Here is a 16,119-nt window from a genome sequence, read left to right as displayed (position 1 = left end):
CCCCCGGCCCGGCGTGGCCGGAACCGCTACCGGGTCAGCAGCTCGGCGCGCCCCCGCGCCCCGTACTCCGCCACCAGCCGTTCCACGTCCTCCGCAGTCAGCTGCCCGTAGCCTCCGTCTACCCCCCGCCACACCGGATCCCCGCAGCGGAAGCCCTCACGGCGCAGCCCCACCCGGTGCACCTTGTTCGTCGCCGTGACCGGCATCGCGGGGACAATGCGTACGTAGGCGGGCGCCATCTTCGTTCCCAGGTCGGGCTGTTCGCGCAGGAAGTCCGCGAAGGCCACCGGATCGAAGGCGGCGCCCTCGCGCAGGGCGAGCGCCGCCATCACCTGGTCGCCGGCCACCGGGTCGGGTACCGCGTACACCGCGACCGCCACCGCGTCCTTCCAGCGGGCGAGGATGTTCTCGATCATGGCGGCGGCCAGGTTCTCGCTGTCGACGCGCAGCCGGTCGTCCGTACGGCCCGCGAAGTAGAGGAAGCCATCGGCGTCGCGGTAGAAGAGGTCACCGGTCCAGTACCAGCCACCGCGTCTGCGGTCCGCGTCGGCGGTCTCGTTGCGCCAGTACCCCTCGAACGGGTTGGGCCCCCGGTTGACCAACTCACCTATCGCTTCAGTGCCGTTGGTGAGGCGGCCGCGCTCGTCGAAGACGGCACGGGGCCGCTCGTCGAGGGTGTCCGGGTCGACCACCGCCAGGTCGTCACCCGGCGCAGCCCGGCCGATCGCGCCCGGGGGTGTGCCTGCGGTGTGCTGGACGGCCGCGCCGCCCTCGGACGATCCGTACCCCTCGATCAGCCGCACGCCGAACCGTTCGGCGAAACGCGCCGCGTCCACCGCCCCCGCCTCCGTACCGAAGCCGGTCCGCAGCGGGTGCGCACGGTCATCGGGGCGCTCGGGGGTGGCCAGCAGATACTGCACGGCCCGGCCGACATAGGTGAAGTACGTGGCGCCGTGGGCCCGTACGTCATCCAGGAAGCGGGAAGCCGAGAAGCGGGGGCGCAGCGCGACGGCGGCGCCCGCCGCCACGGCGGGGGCCCAGTTGGCGATCACCGCGTTGCCGTGGAACAGCGGCATACAGATGTAGTGGACGTCGTCCCCGCCGGTGCCGAAGTGCGTGACCAGGGACTGTCCGGCCGCCGCCAGCCGTCCCTGGGTGCAGATCGCGGCCTTGGGGGCGCCCGTGGAGCCCGAGGTGAAGTAGAGGAGCATCCGTGCGGACGGGGACACCGGCGCCACGACCGCTTCGCCGGGGACGGCGTCCGCGTACGGGGCGAGCAGCTCGCGGTAGGCGTCGGAGTCGGTGACCAGCATGCGTACGCCCGGCAGTTCCAGGCCGTCGAGCAGCGGCAGCAGCTCCCGCGAGGTGATCAGTACCCGGCAGTCGGTGTGCACGATGTCGCGGGCCAGTTCGGCCCCGCGCCGCGTCGGGTTGATCCCGGCGACGGCGGCCCCCGCGAGGGCCGCCGCGCTCAGCCAGAGCGGGAATTCCGGGGTGTTGTGGAGCAGCACCCCGATGTGGGGCTCGGCTCCGGCCGGGAGCAGATCCACGAGAAGCGCGGCCCGCGCGGCAGCGCCCGAGGCGACTTGATGGTGACTCAGAATCAGCTGACCGGATTTCAGGCCGGGCCGCTGGTCGCCCCATTGACGCTGTACGAGCTCCGCGAAGGTGTCTGCGCTCCTCATGGCGCCGCAGGTTAACTGACTACCCGTCAGAACTGAACGCATCCGTCAGGGATTTGAACGGCCGGAAGCGCACCGCCCGTCAGAAGCTGACGTCCGAGCAGGCATAGAACGCGTTGCCCGTGTCGGCGATGTTCCACACGGAGAGGATCATGTGGTGGCCGGTCTTCTGGGTGGGGATGGTGCCCTGCTGCGAGACGGTTCCGGGCGGCTGCTGACCACCGTACGGGACCGTCATGAACGGCTGCGGTTCGAGGTCGGCCCTGGTGAGCGGCTTGGTGTCGTCCCAGCCGTTCTTGGTGATGAAGTACTCGAAGTCGGTCGTGGCGTGCCGGGCGGTGAACTGCCAGCGGAACGTGTACGCCTGGCCGCCCGTCAGCTTGGTGGTGGGCCAGGCGCCGCCGTCCGGCGCCTTCGCCCCGTCGAGCTGGGCGAAGTCGTCGTGCGCACCGGAGCAGATCTTGCCGTCGGCGGGCCCGGCGCCGGGGAAGCCCTTGGGGGCCTCGACGCTCTGCGGTTCGTACTGGATGGCACCGCAGTTGGTGACGGTGCCGTTGGCGCACAGCTTCTGACGGCTGATGGGCTGGTCGGTGTACCCGTGGCTGCTGGCGCTGCCGGTGGCGAGCAGGGAGACGCCCGCCACGGCAAGGCCGACCACGGCCGCACCCAGTTTCTTGCGCATACTGCACTCCTCGGAACGTGGGGGAGTTCGATGTGCCGAGCTGCGGTCTAGACCAAGGCTCAGGGTATGGACACCAGTTCGCCGTGTCCATATCAAACACAGGTCTGCACCAATTCCGAGGGACGGGCAGGAGAAGCGCGGGGGGGCGGACGGGGAGTGCGGGGTAGCGCGGGGGCGGACAGGGAGTGTGGGGAAGCGCGGGGAAGCGCAAGGAGTGCGGGTCAGACCCTGGAGTGGGCTCAGGACGGATAGGAGATGCCGCTGCGCCCCGAGTAGAAGGCGACCGTCAGATCCCTGACGAGCGCGTTGCGCTCATAGCCGTCCAGCTCGACGAGCCCGCGCGCGGTCAGCCGGGTCACCGTGTCGTCCACCGCGTCCACCACCGAGGTCAGCACGGTGTCCCGGTGCCGGGCGTCGATCGCGGCGACCCGGCTCCGCTGCATCGCGCCCGCGACCTCCGGGGCGTACTCGATCCGGGTCGGCTGCGCCGAGAACACCTCGATGCCGACCGGGAACGTCTCCGCCCTCACCATCCGGGTCAGCGCGTCACCGACCGCCTCGCTGTCGCGCAGCGTCGGACCGTCATCGTGGAAGGCGTCGGCCGGCAGCTGCGAGAGCACCCGGGCCATCGCCGCCTCCACCTGCTCGCACAGATACGCCTCGTGGTCCCCCACCGCGTACGCGGCCCTGGCCGTGTCCTTGATCCGCCACACCACCAGGACGACGACGCTCAGGGCCGTGCCGTCGGCGTCGACGACGGGCAGCGGCTCGCTGCGCCAGTGCCGCAGCCGTACGTCGACCCGGCGGCGCAGCACCAGCGGACTCATCCACACCAGCCCGGTCCGCCGCACGCTCCCCCGGTAGTCGCCGAAGAGCGAGAGGACCCACGCGTGGCCAACCCGCCCGCGCCCGAGCCCGCCGAACGCGAGGAGCGCCAGCGCACCGAGCACGGCGAGCACCGCACCCGCCTCGGGCCCGATCCCGTCGTACGGCACCGTGTCCAGCCGCAGCAGTGCGGCCAACGGGGCCGGAACCGCCCCGGCCCTCCACAGCACCACCGCGAAACCGACGAGCGCGACGGCGCCGCCGAGCAGCGCGAGGGCCCCGGGCAGCGAGGCCCCGGGGCGCTCGGCAAGCCGGGGGTCGACGGACGGTGCGGGCCGGACGGAGCCCTGGACGCGGGCGTCCGTCCGGGCCGGCTGCCGCTTCGGCCCGGTGGGAACCCCCGGACGACCCGCGGGCCGCCCGACTGTCCGTACGGCCGTCGCCACGGACCCGGGGGCATCGTCACGGAACAGCAGGTGGACGGGGATCTCGGTCGTGGACTCGTTCATGATGACCGAGGTCCTGCGCATCGCCGGCCGACCCCCGGCCGGCTCCTCGAACCGCCTCGGCTCGACCGGTTCGGCGGACTCGACCTGCTCGGCCCACTCGGTCTGCCCAGCCTGCCCGGCCTGCTCCAGGGGGTCGAACCGCTCAATCGGCCCTGTGGGCCAGTCCGTTGGTCCCACAGGTTCGGCCTGCCCGCCGAGCCCGGCGTGTCCACCGGCTGCTGCTGTCGTCTCGGTCATGCGAAGAGTCGCCTCCATGTCTCGGGGCCGGGATATCCGTTGGCCGCCGCGCCGGTCCATCCCTGGGCCCGCTGGAACGCCTGAACATTGCGCCGGTCTGCTTCGGACCACCGGGGCCCGGGACCGGCCTTGTAGTACTTGCCGAAGCCCTTCTTCACCAGCTGCTTGCCGAGCTGCTTCACGTGGGGACCGGACTGCCCCGGCTTGAAGAACGAGGCACCGGGAAAGGCCTTGCCGCTCGCCGCGCTGCTGGTACGGGCGGGGGTTTTGGTACGGGCGGGGGTGGGGGTGGCCGGACCGGCAGGGGTGGCCGGACCGGTGGGGGTGCTGGTGCCGACAGGGCTGCCGGGGCTGCTCGCGGTGGGCGGATTGCCGGTGCTGGTGGGCTTGTTGGTGCTGGTGGGCTTGTTGGTGCTGGTGAGCTTGCCGGTGTGGGCAGGCTTGGTGGTGGGGACGGGCTTGGTGGTGGGGACAGGTTTGCTGGTGTGCGCGGGCTTGCTGGTGCTGATGGGACTCCCCGCACTACTGCTGCCGGTGGTGGTGCCCTTGCCCTCGGTACGGCCCTTCCCTGCGGTACGGCCCTTCCCTGCGGGCCGGGTGTCCTTGCCGGTGGGTGAGGTCTTCCTGCCGACGGGCGGGATGTTCTTGCCGCCGCCCTTCACCAGCAGGTTCCAGGTGACGGGGCCGGGCATTCCGTCCGCGTCGGAGCCGGTCCACCCCTGGGCTCGCTGGAACGCCTGCGTGGCCCGGCGGTCGGCCTCACCCCACCTCGGGCCGGGGCCCTGCAGGTAGAAACGGCCGCCACCGCGCGCGACGAGCATCCGGCCGAGCCGGGTGACGTTGCCGTTCTTCGCGCCCTTCCCGAAGGACTTCGCCCCGGGGTGGGCGACGGCCGGCCGGGAACCGCCGCTGCCGGCCTTGAGCCCCTTGTAGCGGTAGGGCACATAGCGGCTGGAGTGGGACCAGTAGGCATACGGGGTCGACTGCGCGCGGGTGTGCGGCCGCGTCTGCTCGTACGCCAGGTAGGAGGTGTGGGCGGAGTTGGTCCAGCCACCGAAGATGGTGACGTGGGAGCCCTTGTTGGGGTTCGCCGGGTTGTGGAACAGCAGGATGTCGCCGGGCCGGAGATTGTTCTTGTCTATCCGCACCCCGTACTGGGCCAGGTTTCCCGTCCATTCGCTCCCGCCCAGCCCCCAGGCCATCGAGACGAAGCCGGAGCAGTCCTGCCGGTACCCGTCCTTCCAGTTCTTGTCCATGCGGTACGGGACCTTGGCCGCCACCCACTTCGCGGCGCGGCTGATGATCGCCGACCTGGTGGTGGCGGGCAGCTTCGTGGGCTCGGCGGGCGCCGCGGCCGGCTCCTGGCCCTGGCCGCCGGGGCCGGGGGAGGCAGCCGCCGCCGTCCCCCCGCCGAGTACCACTCCGGCGGCGGTCGCCAGGACGAGCGCGCGCCGCGCGCCGTGGGCCGCCGGATGGCCGCCCTCTCTCAGCGAGAGGGTGTGGAAGGCCGAGCGGCGCCACTCGACGCACCCCGCACAGCCGCAGTCGCTCGCAGGTTCGTACTCCTCGAAGACCGGAACCGTCATACGTGTCCCCTCCGCGTTGGTGAAGTTCCGCAATGACGCATCTGCACGGTCGTCAGCTTCTCAACTATGCGGACGAATCGCATTTTGACGGATTGAATGGGGAGAAAAGGAACATATGACCTGCTGTGAGGTCCGGAGCACCTCCGCCGGTCCGGTAAAGTTCTCCAGGTCAGCAGGCGCCGCTAGCTCAGTTGGTTAGAGCAGCTGACTCTTAATCAGCGGGTCCGGGGTTCGAGTCCCTGGCGGCGCACGCGATACCGAAGCCCCCCACCTCGCGGTGGGGGGCTTCGGTCGTTCTCCCCTCCCCCAGCCACCCGAGCGCGGGGGCTCCGGTCCACTTCATCTCACCTGCACCACAAGGGAGTTGAGGCCCGGATGGGGCACGCCCACGTACCCCGCGCCGGCCCGGTGCACACGGCACACCAGAGGGGCGCCCGTCGGACGCCCCTCTGGTGTTCCCCACGGTGGATCTCAAGTGGATCGAGCGAAACAAATTCGGCCGAGTAGATCAAACAGGTCACAGAGTCCGGGCAGATACCGAACAGACCGGGCGAATCCGGACCAAAACGGCCCGCCACCCACCCGGCCGCTCACTCCAGCCCCTCCTCCTCCGGCCGCTCACTTCTTCGGCACACCCGTGAGGTAGGCCGAAACCACCACATTTGCGCTGTATGCCCGCGTCGTACGGTCGAACGAGCCGCCGCAGGTGATCAGCCTCAGCTCCGCACGGCCGTGCACCCGCTCCCCGTACACCTTCTTCGCATTGAAGTGGCTGCGCTGGAAGACCTGGACATCGTCGATGGTGAACTCGCTGACCGAGCCGTCGGAGCCCGTCACCCGCACCTTCTCGCCAGGACGGACCGCACTCAGGCCGTAGAAGACCGCTTTCCTGGTGTTCGTATCGACATGGCCGACCAGCAGCGCGGCCCCCACGGCGCCGGGACGGGTGCCGGCACCGAACCAGCCGACCTCGCCCGGAGCCCCGAACGGCGGCGGGTCGACCGCACCGTGCGCGTCGAGCCCCCGCGGCACGATCGGGGCGTTGATCCCGACCGAGGGGATCTGCACCCGCCGCGGCCGTTCTCCCGCGAGCGGGTCATGGGCCGGTGGCAGCGTGACGCCGAGCGGGCGGCCCACCGCGGCCACGTCGCCGGTCTTCGGCCCCGAACTCCCCTCGGGGCCTTCGGTGATCTGGCGGCCCCACAGCCACAGCCCGAGCAGCAGTACGGCCCAGGCGACCCCGGTCAGCAGCCGGCCGCTTCCCGATGACGAGCCTTCGGACGACATGTCAGCTGCTGCGCCGGCGCCGGACGCTGCGCCCGGCCACTGCCACGGCGGCGATCCCTGCGAGCACCAGGCCGACGACGGTGTGTCCAGTACCCGGAGCCGCTTCCTGAGCCGCGACCGTGGCGGTGGCCCCGCCACCCGCGTGGACGGGAGCGATCGGGGTGCGCAGCGGCATGGGACGGTGATGGTCGCCGCCCTCCCGGACGACGGTGATCGTGCCGGTCACAACGGTGCGCCCGCACTTGACCTGGACCGTGTAGTCCTTGGACTCCGCGTCGGCGCGGATTCGCGCGGCGGCGTACATGGAGCCCCGGTCGGCGGCGGGCGAGAACTGGGCCTGCGAGTCGAAGGCGTCGGACCTGCCGAACGGCTTGCCGCTCCTGCAGCTCACTCTGAGGTCCACCTCCTCACCGGGGGCGATGACGGACGGGCTGACCGTGACCGTCCCCGAGGACCCTTCGGCCGGAGCCGCGATCGCGGCTGCGGGGAACAGGGCAGCCGCGGCCGCCGTTGCGGCACAGAGAGTGATGGGTATCAGACGCATAGTGAACCTCCTGTTACGAAGGTTGCTGCCTGGGAAGCCATCGCGCATCCCGGAATGCCGCACATACGTCCGATCGGGGCGCCCGCAGCCGATGTCGCCGAAGCGGTTCGCCCCCGTTCCGGCCACCGGACCGGCGTGAATAGGATGGCCGCTCGGAGCCCCCGTACCTTTCGGATCTCCGGTGACCATCCCGCCGAGCCGCCAGGAGCCAGCCCGCATGACAGAGCGCAAGCCCATCGAATCGTGGCTCACGGACATGGATGGCGTACTGATGCACGAGGGCGTCCCCGTGCCGGGAGCCGATGCCTTCATCAAGAAGCTGCGGGACACCGGCAAGCCGTTCCTCGTGCTCACCAACAACTCGATCTACACCCCGCGTGACCTGCACGCGCGGCTACAGCGGATCGGCCTGGAAGTGCCGGTGGAGAACATCTGGACCTCCGCCCTCGCGACCGCGAAGTTCCTGGACAACCAGCACCCGGGCGGCACCGCGTACGTCATCGGCGAGGCCGGGCTGACCACCGCCCTGCACGACGCCGGGTACATCCTGACCGACGCGGACCCCGACTTCGTGATCCTGGGGGAAACCCGGACCTACTCGTTCGAGGCGCTGACGAGGGCGATCCGCCTGATCAACAACGGTGCGCGCTTCATCGCCACCAACCCCGACAACACCGGCCCCTCGCCGGAGGGCGCCCTGCCCGCGACGGGTTCCGTGGCCGCCCTCATCACCAAGGCGACCGGCAAGGACCCGTATTTCGTCGGTAAGCCCAACCCGCTGATGATGCGCACCGGGCTCAACGCCATCGGCGCCCACTCCGAGAGCTCCGCCATGATCGGTGACCGGATGGACACCGACGTGCTGGCGGGACTTGAGGCCGGGATGGAGACCTTCCTGGTACTCACCGGGCTGACCGGCAGGGACGACATCGGCCGCTACCCGTACCGGCCGACCACGGTCGTGGACTCCATCGCCGACCTGGTCGACCTCATCTGACCGGACACTGCCCCGTATCCGTATCCGTATCCGATCGGACGGCCAACCCGGGGGCGCCGGTCCCACCGCTTCAGTGAGACCGGCGCCCCGGCTCGTCACCCTGCGGTGACCCCGACCCCGTCGACCGTCCAGAACCAGTTGTTGCCCCCGGTGTAGCGGAACCGCACCTGCGCGCTGGTGGCCCCGGCCGGGACCTGGAGCGTGAGGTTCTCGACGCGGGACGAGGTGTCCGCGGTGTACGTCCGTACGCTCACCGGGGCCGCGCCGTCGTAGCTGACCAGCACCTCGCCGCGCTGCGGGGCCTCCTGGCGGTAGTAGGTCGTGTACGTGAGGGTCGCCGGGTGCCCGCCCCGCACCCGGTAGGCCGGGCTGATCAGGGTCGAGTCGAAGGTCCCCGTGAAGGACTTGTCCGACCATTCGTCCCCGTCGGCGACCGCGAAGACGCCGCGCGCCCGGACGTTGGACTCGCGCTGCTGGTCCGGTTCGGCCTTCGTCCAGAACTCGTCGGTGGTGAAGGACCAGCCGCGCCACTCGGTGACCCCGCCGGTGCCCATCGCGGAGTTGTCGACCGACCAGCCGGGCGGCGGGGTGTGGGTGAAGCCGATGACGCCCGCCCCGATGCCGCTCTCGTCGACCGGTCCGGTCAGCCGGGGGCGGAGCGCGTCGAAGGCGTCGTCTCCCGGCTGCTGGAGCGGCCTGCCGTCGAGGCCCCAGGCGGGGTCGATGGCGATACCGAGGTGGGCGAGGGCGGAGGCGGCGACATCCGGCATCCGGATGTCGTACCGCGTCGAACCGGCTCCGATCCCGGCGCCCCGCGCTATCAGGAAGGTCTGGCGCTCCTGCCAGCTGGAGCCGCCGTGGCCGCCGGGGTCGGTGTGGCCGTGGTCCGCGGTGACCATGATCAGCCAGTTCTCCGACGCGTACGTCTTACGGGCCTCGATCGCGGCGACGAACTGCCCGACCGAGGTGTCCACGGCGTGGATCGCGTCGAGGTACTCCTGGCTGGCGGCGCCGTGTTCGTGGCCCGCCTCGTCCACGCCGTCGAGCTGGACGAAGTGCGCGTCGGAGTTGCCGGTGGCGAGTTGGCTCACCAGCCGCGAGGTGGTCCCGGTGTCGTACTCGGCGCTCGGGGTGTTGACGCGGGTGTCCACCTTCGAGGAGAAGACCGTGGTGGTGATCGGGTTCCAGGACGCGATGGCGTAGGTGCCGAGGGCCGGCCGGGCGTTCTCGACGCGGGTCAGGAAGTCCGGGTACTGAGCGAAGTTCTGGCCGGCGAAGGTGTTGTCCATCACCTTGTGCTTGTCGGGCCAGACGCCGGTGATGATCGTCGACCAGCCGGGCCCGGAGAGCGTGGGGGCGAAGGGCGCGGCGTACAGCGGGGATGCCGCGGTCAGACCTGCGGCCCGCAGCGCCTTGAGGTGCGGTGCGTCGGCCACTTCGATCTTGCTGAGCAGGGTGCCGTCCAGGCCGATGACCAGGACCTTGGGCTTTCTGTCCGCGGCGCGGGCGACCTGGGCGAGGGGGCCCGCCGCGACGGCGAGGGAGGCGGCGCCGATGAGGAGGGAGCGGCGCGACAGCTGCGAAGACACGTGATCCTCCGGTGAGGGGTGGGGTGCTGAGGGTGCGGGCAGCCCAACGGCCCTGTCGGGACAGGGGCGTTGAGCAAAGGACTAGACCCGTTATCTTTTCGCAATAGATCGCTGACGGCCAGACGCGTGCGGTGAAGTTCTCACCAACACCCGGTTCCCGGGCGGTTGTTCAGTGGCCACAGTGATCAGCTGTGGGTGGCGGACTGCCAGTCCCCGACGTACGACGTGAGGTTCTTGGAGATGTCGTTCCAGTCGGGTGCGAAGACGTCGACGCCCTTCATCAGTGCACTCAGCGCGGTCGCGTTGGCGTCGGTGGCCTTGACGTCCTGGCGGGACGAGAAACCGCCGCCGATCTCGCTGACCTCCTTCTGGGCCTGCTCGGCGAGCATGAAGTCCAGCAGCTTCTTGCCGTTCGCCGAGTGCGGCGCCTTGCTGACCAGACCGGCCGCGTACGGCAGCGCGAAGGTGGTCGGGCTGCCGCCGCCCGACTTCGCCGGGAACCAGATGCCCAGGTTCGGCATGGTCTTCGACTGCGCGTAGCTCATCTGGACATCGCCGTTGGCGGCCAGGATCTCGCCCTTGTCCACCTTGGGCGCGAGCTTGCCGGTCGAGGCGGACGGGCCGACGTTGTTCGCCTGGAGCTTGCCCAGGAACGCCATGGCCGCCTTCTTGGAGCCGAAGTCGTGCATCGCCTTGATGAGTACGGCGGTGCCGTCGCCCGCGACACCCGGTGTGGAGTACTGGAGCTTGTTCTTGTACTTACCGCTGAGCAGTTCGTCCCAGGTGGTGGGGGCGGTCTTGAGCTCCTTCTTGTTGTAGACGAAGCCGAAGTAGTTGTTGACGACCGAGGTCCAGGTCCCGTCGGTCCCCTTGTCGGCCGGGGCGACCTGGCCCGAGCCCTTGGGCGCGTACTTCTGGAGCAGCCCCTTGGCGTCGGCCTGCTGGATGAACGGCGGGAGGGTGACGAGCACGTCGGCCTGGGTGTTGGACTTCTCGCGGACCGCGCGCTGCACGACCTCGCCGGAACCGCCCTCCACGTAATTGACCTTGATGCCCGTCTGCTTCTGGAAGTCCTTGAAGACCCGGTCGTACCAGCCGTCGTTGTTCTCGCCCTTGAGGCCGTCGGCACTGTAGACGGTGACGACCTTGGCGTCGGACGCCGAAGAGGAACCACCGCAGGCGGAGAGGGAACCCGCGAGGACCAGGGCCCCGGCGACGGCGGCGAGCGGCTTGATGGAGTGGCGCATAACGTTTCGTGTCTCCTGGGGTTCTGGGTTCTGGGTGCTGGGTTCTGGAGTCAGGTGAAGTCGGTTGCCGGCAGAGCAGGTTCAGCGGTAGGACGCCCTGGTCCGGATGCGGGAGACCCCGGACAGGACCAGCAGCGTCGCCGCCATGAGGACCACGGCGACCGCCGCGCCCGTGAAGAGCGAGCCCCGGTCGGTGGTCGCGAAGATCTGGACGGGAAGCGGAGTCCAGTCGGGCGGGTAGAGCATCATCGTGGCGCTCAACTCCCCCATGGACAGGGCGAAGCAGAGCCCGGCCGCCGCTGTCAGGGACGGCAGCAGCAGCGGCAGTCTGACCCGCCACAGCACGTACGAGGGACGGGCCCCCAGGGAGGCCGCGGCCTGCTCGTACACCGGGTCGAGACGCAGGATGGCAGCCGAGACCGACTGGTGGGCGAACGCCGTGACAAGAATGGTGTGCGCCAGGATCACGATCGTGGAGGTGCCGTTGAGCAGGACCGGCGGCTTGCTGAACGCCACCAGCACGGCGAGGCCCACGACCACCGAGGGCACCGCGACCGGCAGCATGAACAGGGCGTCCATGAAACGCCGTCCGCGCCTCTTCAGTGCGGCCCCGGCGAGCGCCGCCCAAGTCCCGATGGTCAGCGCGAGCACGCTCGCGCACACGGCGGTGACCAGGCTGGTGGTCAGGGCCTGAAGGGAGTCCCCGCTGGTGGCGGCCGCGTAATGGCTCACGGTCGCGCCCGAGGGGAGGGCCCCCGACCAGTTGGTGGCGAACGAGGCCAGCAGGATCACCAGGAGCGGCAGGGCGAACAGGGGCAGGAAGAGGGCGAAGAAGAGGACCCAGGTGGTCCACTTGCCCGTACGGCTATGCACCAGCACGGCGCGCCACCATCCGGTAGAGGGAGTAGAGCCCGACGGAGATCGCCACGTTGACGACGGCGACCACGCACGCGGCCGGGTAGTCGGATTCGAGGATCGCCTTGCTGTACACGAGCATCGGCAGGGTCGTCACGCCCTTGGCTCCGGTGAAGAGCACGATGCCGAACTCGTTGAGGCACATCACCAGCACCAGGCTGCCGCCGGCGGCGAGCGCGGGCAGCGCCTCGGGCAGGATGATCCGCCGCACGATCCGGGCCGGGCCGGCGCCCAGCGACGAGGCCACCTCCAGCTGCGCGGTGTCGAGCTGGGAGAAGGCCGCGAGCAGTGGCCTCATCACGAACGGCGTGAAGTAGGTGATCTCCGCGAGGAGTACGCCCCACGGCGTGGTGAGGAACTGGAACGGCCCCTGGTGCGCGCCGGTCATGTCCGTCCAGGCGCCGTTGGCCATGCCGACCGAGCCGTAGACGAAGAGCAGCGCGAGCGTGATCAGGAAGGACGGGAAGGAGAGGAAGACATCGATGAACCGGGCGACCGCCTTCCCGCCGGGGAAGGGCACGAAAGCGATCACCACGGCGAGCGCGAAGCCGAGGACGAGACAGCCGGCGGTGGATCCGACGGCCAGCCAGACGGTCGTCGTCAGCGCCTGGCGGAACGCGTCGGATGCGAAGACCTGGGTGTACGGGGCGACGGACATGCCGCCCGTGTCGGGGGTGAAGGACTGCTGGACGACGAGCGCCAGCGGGTAGAGGAAGACCAGCGCCAGCACGGTGACGGGCGGCAGCGCCCAGAGCCAGCGGGGCAGTGAACGGGGCGCGGCGGGGGCGGTCCGGGCGGTCGCCGCGACCGCTGTGGCGCTAGCCATCGGACACTCCCGCGCCCGCGTTCGCCGGTGTTGATGCCCCTGCGGCCCTGTCGGCGATACCGCCGGGTGTCGTCGGGTCCGGTGTGGCGGTAACCGCTGCCGTCCCGCCCAGTGACCCGCCCGGTGTCTCCCCCGCTGTCACGCCTGCTGTGAGCAGCACCGCGTCCTCGGCGGCGAAGTGCAGCGTCGCCGCGTCGCCCAGCGCCGGGGTCTCGCGCAGTTCGCGCACATCGGCCTTGACCCGGTGGCCGTCCACGTCGACGAGCAGCCGGTGGGTGGAGCCGCGCCACTGGACCTCGGCGATCCTGCCGCGCAGGGCGTTCGGGCCCTCGCCCAGCCCGACCAGATGCGGGCGTACGCACAGGGTGGCCGTGGCGCCCGCGGTGGCGCCGTCCGTACCGGTCACGGTCAGCTCCGTACCGGCGAAGGAGACCACGGCGCCGCCGTCGGCGCCTGCTGCCGCGCTCCGTACCGTGACCGGCAGGAGATTGGCGTTGCCGACGAAGGAGGCGGTGAACTCGGTGCGGGGGCGGCGGTACAGCTCCTGCGGGGTCCCGCAGTCCTGGAGCCGGGCGCGGTCCATCACAGCGATACGGTCAGCCAGCGTGAGCGCCTCGACCTGGTCGTGTGTGACGTAGAGGATCGACACCTCGGGCAACTCACGGTGCAGTCGGGCCAGTTCGGCCAGCATCCCGGACCTCAGCTGGGCGTCGAGTGCGGAGAGCGGCTCGTCGAGGAGCAGTACCCCGGGCCGGATGGCCAGGGCCCGCGCGATGGCGACGCGCTGCTGCTGGCCGCCGGAGAGTTCGCGCGGGTAGCGCTTGGCGTAGGAGGCCATGCCCGTCATCCCGAGCGCTTCGGCGACGCGCTCCGGGATCTCGCCCCTGGACACCTTCTGCGCCCGCAGGCCGAAGGCGACATTGTCCTCGACGCGCATGTGCGGGAAGAGCGCGTACTGCTGGACGACCATGCCGACGCCCCGCCGGTGCGGGGGCAGTTGTGTCACGTCGCGGCCACCGATGAGGACCCGCCCGGCGACGGGCTGGACGAAGCCGGCGACGGCGCGCAGGGCGGTGGTCTTGCCCGATCCCGAGGGGCCGAGCAGGGCCATCACCTCACCGGGCTCGACGGTCAGATCCAGCGAGTCCAGAACGGTGGTCCCGCCGCTCCTGCCCCTGGCGCCGTACGCGACCGAGACCCCGTCGAAGCGGATGCCGCTGGTGGTGCCGGCGCTGGTGCTGGTGCTGCTGGTGCTGCTGGTGCTGCTGGTGCTGCTGGTCATATCTGCACCGGCGGGGCCAACCGTGCCAGCAGATCGGGCAGTTCGGCGACCGAGCCCAGGACATGGGTGGCGCCGTGCTGCTCCAGCTGACCGCGGTCGTGGGCGCCGGTAAGGACACCGGCCACCACACGGGCCCCGGACCGTACGCCGCTGAGCATGTCGTACGAGGTGTCGCCCGCGACCGCGAGCTGCTCCACCCCGTCCACAGCCCCGGTCCGCAGGAACGCCGCGAGCACCATGTCCGGGTAGGGCCGTCCGCGACCGCCCGCGTCGGCCGGGCAGAGCGTCAGCTCGACCAGGTCCTGCCAGCCGAGCGCGGCGAGGATCGCGTCCTGGGTGGCCCGGGCGAAACCGGTGCTCAGGACCACGGTCCGGCCCTCGCCCTGCATCCGCTCGATGGCTTCGCGTGCGCCGGGGACGGGAGCGATGTGTCCGGCGCCGACCTGCTCGCCGTACGCCTCCTCGAAGGCGGTGTTGGCCTGCCGGGCCTTCTCCTCATCGCCGAAGAGGTGCCGGAAGACGGAGATCTTGGACTCACCCATGGTGGCGCGGACATGGTCGAGCATCGAGTCCGGTTCGGCGCCCATCCGCCGGGCCGCGGCGGCGAAGGCCCGCTCGACGAGACCCCCGTCGGCGACGGTGGTGCCCGCCATGTCGAGCACCACCAGATTGATCGGCTTGTTCACGGTCAACTCACTCACCATCCGAGGTCGTTCGCGGTCTTTTCGGCTATCGCCGGGGAACAGGTCATGCCGCGCCCGCCGGGCCCGGTGACCAGCCACACGCCGTCGCGCACCTGCTCGCGGTGGATGACACGGGCGGTGTCGGTGCACTGCGCGTACACCCCGGCCCAGCGGTGGCGGATCTTCGGCAGCGGGCGCCCGAGGAAGGACTCGGCGACGCGGGCGACGTGCTCGTACGGCTCTTCGCGCACGTCGAAGGCGAAGGGGTGCTCGTACTCATGGGTGTCGCCGATGGTCAGCCCGCCGTCCGCACGCTGCACCATCAGCAGCTGCATCCGGTGTGCGGCGGCCACCGGGTCCTGGGCCTGCTGCGCGTTGAGCGCGTCGAGGGCCCCGGAGGCGTACGCCGGGTAGTAGCGGAAGGAGTCGGCGTCGGCCACGGACGTGGTGAGGCGCTCGCCGAGCGGTTCGGTCTGCATCATCTGGAGGCGGACCCGCCGGACCGGCAGCTCGGGGGCGAGTTCGCGCACCAGACCGCCGAGCCAGGCCCCGGTGCAGAGGACGACGACGTCGCCGGTGTGCACATCACCGTGGTCGTCGCGCACCGAGCCGGCGCCGACGACGGCACGGACCTCACGCCCGCCGATGTAGGTGTATCTCCCGGATGCCAGTAGGGCCTTCTTCAGCTCCAGCTGGGCGGTGCGCGGCTCCACGGCCGCGTCCTGCCCGCACCACAGGGCCGCCTCGAACTCACCCCGGAGGGCCGGGTTGATCTCGCGCGCCTCCTGCGCGGTCAGCAGCCGGTACCCGCGCGCCGCCGCGTCGTCCCGCTTCGACGCGGCCTCCGCGACGTCCCGTTCCAGGGAGTTCCGTACGGGGGTGAGCGACCCGGTGGCACGGAAGCCGATACCCGGCACCCGCTTCCCGATCTCCTCCCAGAGCTCCCGGGCGCGCAGCGCGGTCGCCAGCTCCTCCCCGCCGGCCCGCCCGCTGACCCACACCTGCCCGAAGTTACGGAGCGAGGCGCCCCGCGCCTCGGTCTCGCGCTCGATCTGTACGACCTCGTGGCCGCGTTCCACTGCGTGCCAGGCGTGCATGGTTCCCACCACGCCGGCTCCTACGACGATGACTCTCACGACGGCAACGCTGCTGGGAGCGGGTGTCCCGGTACCGACCCCAGGGCAACGGCACGGTGAACAGCCCCACAAGTCTGGACTAGACCCGTTAT

Annotated in this window: 13 protein-coding genes, 1 tRNA gene and 1 pseudogene; 2 read left to right on the top strand and 13 right to left on the bottom strand. The window is 70.7% G+C overall.

Annotated elements, in window-relative coordinates; genetic code table 11:
* Positions 1 to 26: 26 nt before the first annotated feature.
* From OG385_RS21495 to OG385_RS21480, 4 genes and pseudogenes are all read right to left on the bottom strand, one after another.
* Positions 27 to 1,685: an AMP-binding protein gene (locus OG385_RS21495; protein ID WP_266856735.1), complete on the bottom strand. Its 1,659-nt coding sequence runs from the start codon at positions 1,683 to 1,685 to the stop codon at positions 27 to 29.
* A 79-nt stretch (positions 1,686 to 1,764) separates the two neighbouring features.
* On the bottom strand, positions 1,765 to 2,364 hold the full coding sequence (locus OG385_RS21490) for a lytic polysaccharide monooxygenase (protein ID WP_266856733.1): 600 nt from the start codon (positions 2,362 to 2,364) through the stop codon (positions 1,765 to 1,767).
* 239 nt (positions 2,365 to 2,603) lie between these two features.
* Positions 2,604 to 3,716 (bottom strand): annotated as a pseudogene (locus tag OG385_RS21485) (SPFH domain-containing protein); the annotation flags it as partial.
* Positions 3,717 to 3,931: 215 nt separating this feature from the next.
* Complete coding sequence (locus OG385_RS21480; protein ID WP_266856731.1) at positions 3,932 to 5,521, bottom strand: peptidoglycan-binding protein; 1,590 nt, start codon at positions 5,519 to 5,521, stop codon at positions 3,932 to 3,934.
* Positions 5,522 to 5,697: 176 nt separating this feature from the next.
* Between OG385_RS21480 and OG385_RS21475 the strand changes: the two genes are divergently transcribed.
* Positions 5,698 to 5,771 (top strand) — tRNA-Lys (locus OG385_RS21475).
* Positions 5,772 to 6,139: 368 nt separating this feature from the next.
* Here OG385_RS21475 and OG385_RS21470 read toward each other — a convergent pair.
* Both OG385_RS21470 and OG385_RS21465 read right to left on the bottom strand, forming a co-directional pair.
* Positions 6,140 to 6,808 carry a class F sortase gene (locus OG385_RS21470; protein ID WP_266856729.1) on the bottom strand — a complete coding sequence of 223 codons (669 nt, stop codon included), beginning with the start codon at positions 6,806 to 6,808 and terminating at the stop codon, positions 6,140 to 6,142.
* Position 6,809: 1 nt separating this feature from the next.
* Complete coding sequence (locus tag OG385_RS21465; protein ID WP_266856727.1) at positions 6,810 to 7,352, bottom strand: hypothetical protein; 543 nt, start codon at positions 7,350 to 7,352, stop codon at positions 6,810 to 6,812.
* Between the two features lie 217 nt (positions 7,353 to 7,569).
* On the opposite strand from OG385_RS21465, the gene OG385_RS21460 reads away from it, so the two are divergent.
* The gene (locus OG385_RS21460) at positions 7,570 to 8,349 is read left to right on the top strand and encodes an HAD-IIA family hydrolase (protein ID WP_266856726.1); all 780 of its coding nucleotides are present in this window, start codon (positions 7,570 to 7,572) and stop codon (positions 8,347 to 8,349) included.
* A gap of 95 nt (positions 8,350 to 8,444) precedes the next feature.
* Here the strand turns inward: OG385_RS21460 and OG385_RS21455 are convergent, their stop codons facing one another.
* The 7 genes from OG385_RS21455 to OG385_RS21425 form a co-directional block, all read right to left on the bottom strand.
* A complete protein-coding gene (locus OG385_RS21455) occupies positions 8,445 to 9,938 on the bottom strand; it encodes an alkaline phosphatase family protein (protein ID WP_266856705.1) in 1,494 nt (497 codons plus the stop codon).
* A gap of 185 nt (positions 9,939 to 10,123) precedes the next feature.
* Positions 10,124 to 11,185 carry a 2-aminoethylphosphonate ABC transporter substrate-binding protein gene (locus tag OG385_RS21450; protein ID WP_266856703.1) on the bottom strand — a complete coding sequence of 354 codons (1,062 nt, stop codon included), beginning with the start codon at positions 11,183 to 11,185 and terminating at the stop codon, positions 10,124 to 10,126.
* A gap of 81 nt (positions 11,186 to 11,266) precedes the next feature.
* Positions 11,267 to 12,064, bottom strand: coding sequence for an ABC transporter permease (locus OG385_RS21445; protein WP_266856702.1), 798 nt, complete (start codon positions 12,062 to 12,064; stop codon positions 11,267 to 11,269).
* Entirely contained in the window at positions 12,051 to 12,926 is an 876-nt protein-coding gene (locus OG385_RS21440; protein WP_266856701.1) for a 2-aminoethylphosphonate ABC transporter permease subunit, read from the bottom strand. Before OG385_RS21440 ends, OG385_RS21445 begins: the two co-directional genes overlap by 14 nt.
* A complete protein-coding gene (locus OG385_RS21435) occupies positions 12,919 to 14,208 on the bottom strand; it encodes an ABC transporter ATP-binding protein (protein ID WP_266856700.1) in 1,290 nt (429 codons plus the stop codon). Before OG385_RS21435 ends, OG385_RS21440 begins: the two co-directional genes overlap by 8 nt.
* Positions 14,205 to 14,912 (bottom strand): phosphonatase-like hydrolase, encoded by a 708-nt coding sequence (locus OG385_RS21430; RefSeq protein WP_266856698.1) that lies wholly within the window; start codon positions 14,910 to 14,912, stop codon positions 14,205 to 14,207. The genes OG385_RS21435 and OG385_RS21430 overlap by 4 nt, the downstream gene beginning before the upstream one ends.
* Positions 14,906 to 16,027: a TIGR03364 family FAD-dependent oxidoreductase gene (locus tag OG385_RS21425; RefSeq protein ID WP_266856696.1), complete on the bottom strand. Its 1,122-nt coding sequence runs from the start codon at positions 16,025 to 16,027 to the stop codon at positions 14,906 to 14,908. The genes OG385_RS21430 and OG385_RS21425 overlap by 7 nt, the downstream gene beginning before the upstream one ends.
* Between the last annotated feature and the right edge of the window lie 92 nt (positions 16,028 to 16,119).

The organism is Streptomyces sp. NBC_01306 (assembly GCF_026340465.1).
Classification (GTDB): domain Bacteria; phylum Actinomycetota; class Actinomycetes; order Streptomycetales; family Streptomycetaceae; genus Streptomyces.
This window is presented reverse-complemented; position numbering and strand designations above follow the sequence as displayed.

What these genes read in the sequence shown, in the direction of transcription:
- OG385_RS21495 (WP_266856735.1), bottom strand. Translation starts at nt 1,685, where the DNA reads ATGAGGAGCGCAGACACCTTCGCGGAGCTCGTACAGCGTCAATGGGGC.
- OG385_RS21440 (WP_266856701.1), bottom strand. Translation starts at nt 12,926, where the DNA reads ATGGCTAGCGCCACAGCGGTCGCGGCGACCGCCCGGACCGCCCCCGCC.
- OG385_RS21490 (WP_266856733.1), bottom strand. Translation starts at nt 2,364, where the DNA reads ATGCGCAAGAAACTGGGTGCGGCCGTGGTCGGCCTTGCCGTGGCGGGC.
- OG385_RS21470 (WP_266856729.1), bottom strand. Translation starts at nt 6,808, where the DNA reads ATGTCGTCCGAAGGCTCGTCATCGGGAAGCGGCCGGCTGCTGACCGGG.
- OG385_RS21460 (WP_266856726.1), top strand. Translation starts at nt 7,570, where the DNA reads ATGACAGAGCGCAAGCCCATCGAATCGTGGCTCACGGACATGGATGGC.
- OG385_RS21430 (WP_266856698.1), bottom strand. Translation starts at nt 14,912, where the DNA reads ATGGTGAGTGAGTTGACCGTGAACAAGCCGATCAATCTGGTGGTGCTC.
- OG385_RS21450 (WP_266856703.1), bottom strand. Translation starts at nt 11,185, where the DNA reads ATGCGCCACTCCATCAAGCCGCTCGCCGCCGTCGCCGGGGCCCTGGTC.
- OG385_RS21435 (WP_266856700.1), bottom strand. Translation starts at nt 14,208, where the DNA reads ATGACCAGCAGCACCAGCAGCACCAGCAGCACCAGCAGCACCAGCACC.
- OG385_RS21480 (WP_266856731.1), bottom strand. Translation starts at nt 5,521, where the DNA reads ATGACGGTTCCGGTCTTCGAGGAGTACGAACCTGCGAGCGACTGCGGC.
- OG385_RS21465 (WP_266856727.1), bottom strand. Translation starts at nt 7,352, where the DNA reads ATGCGTCTGATACCCATCACTCTCTGTGCCGCAACGGCGGCCGCGGCT.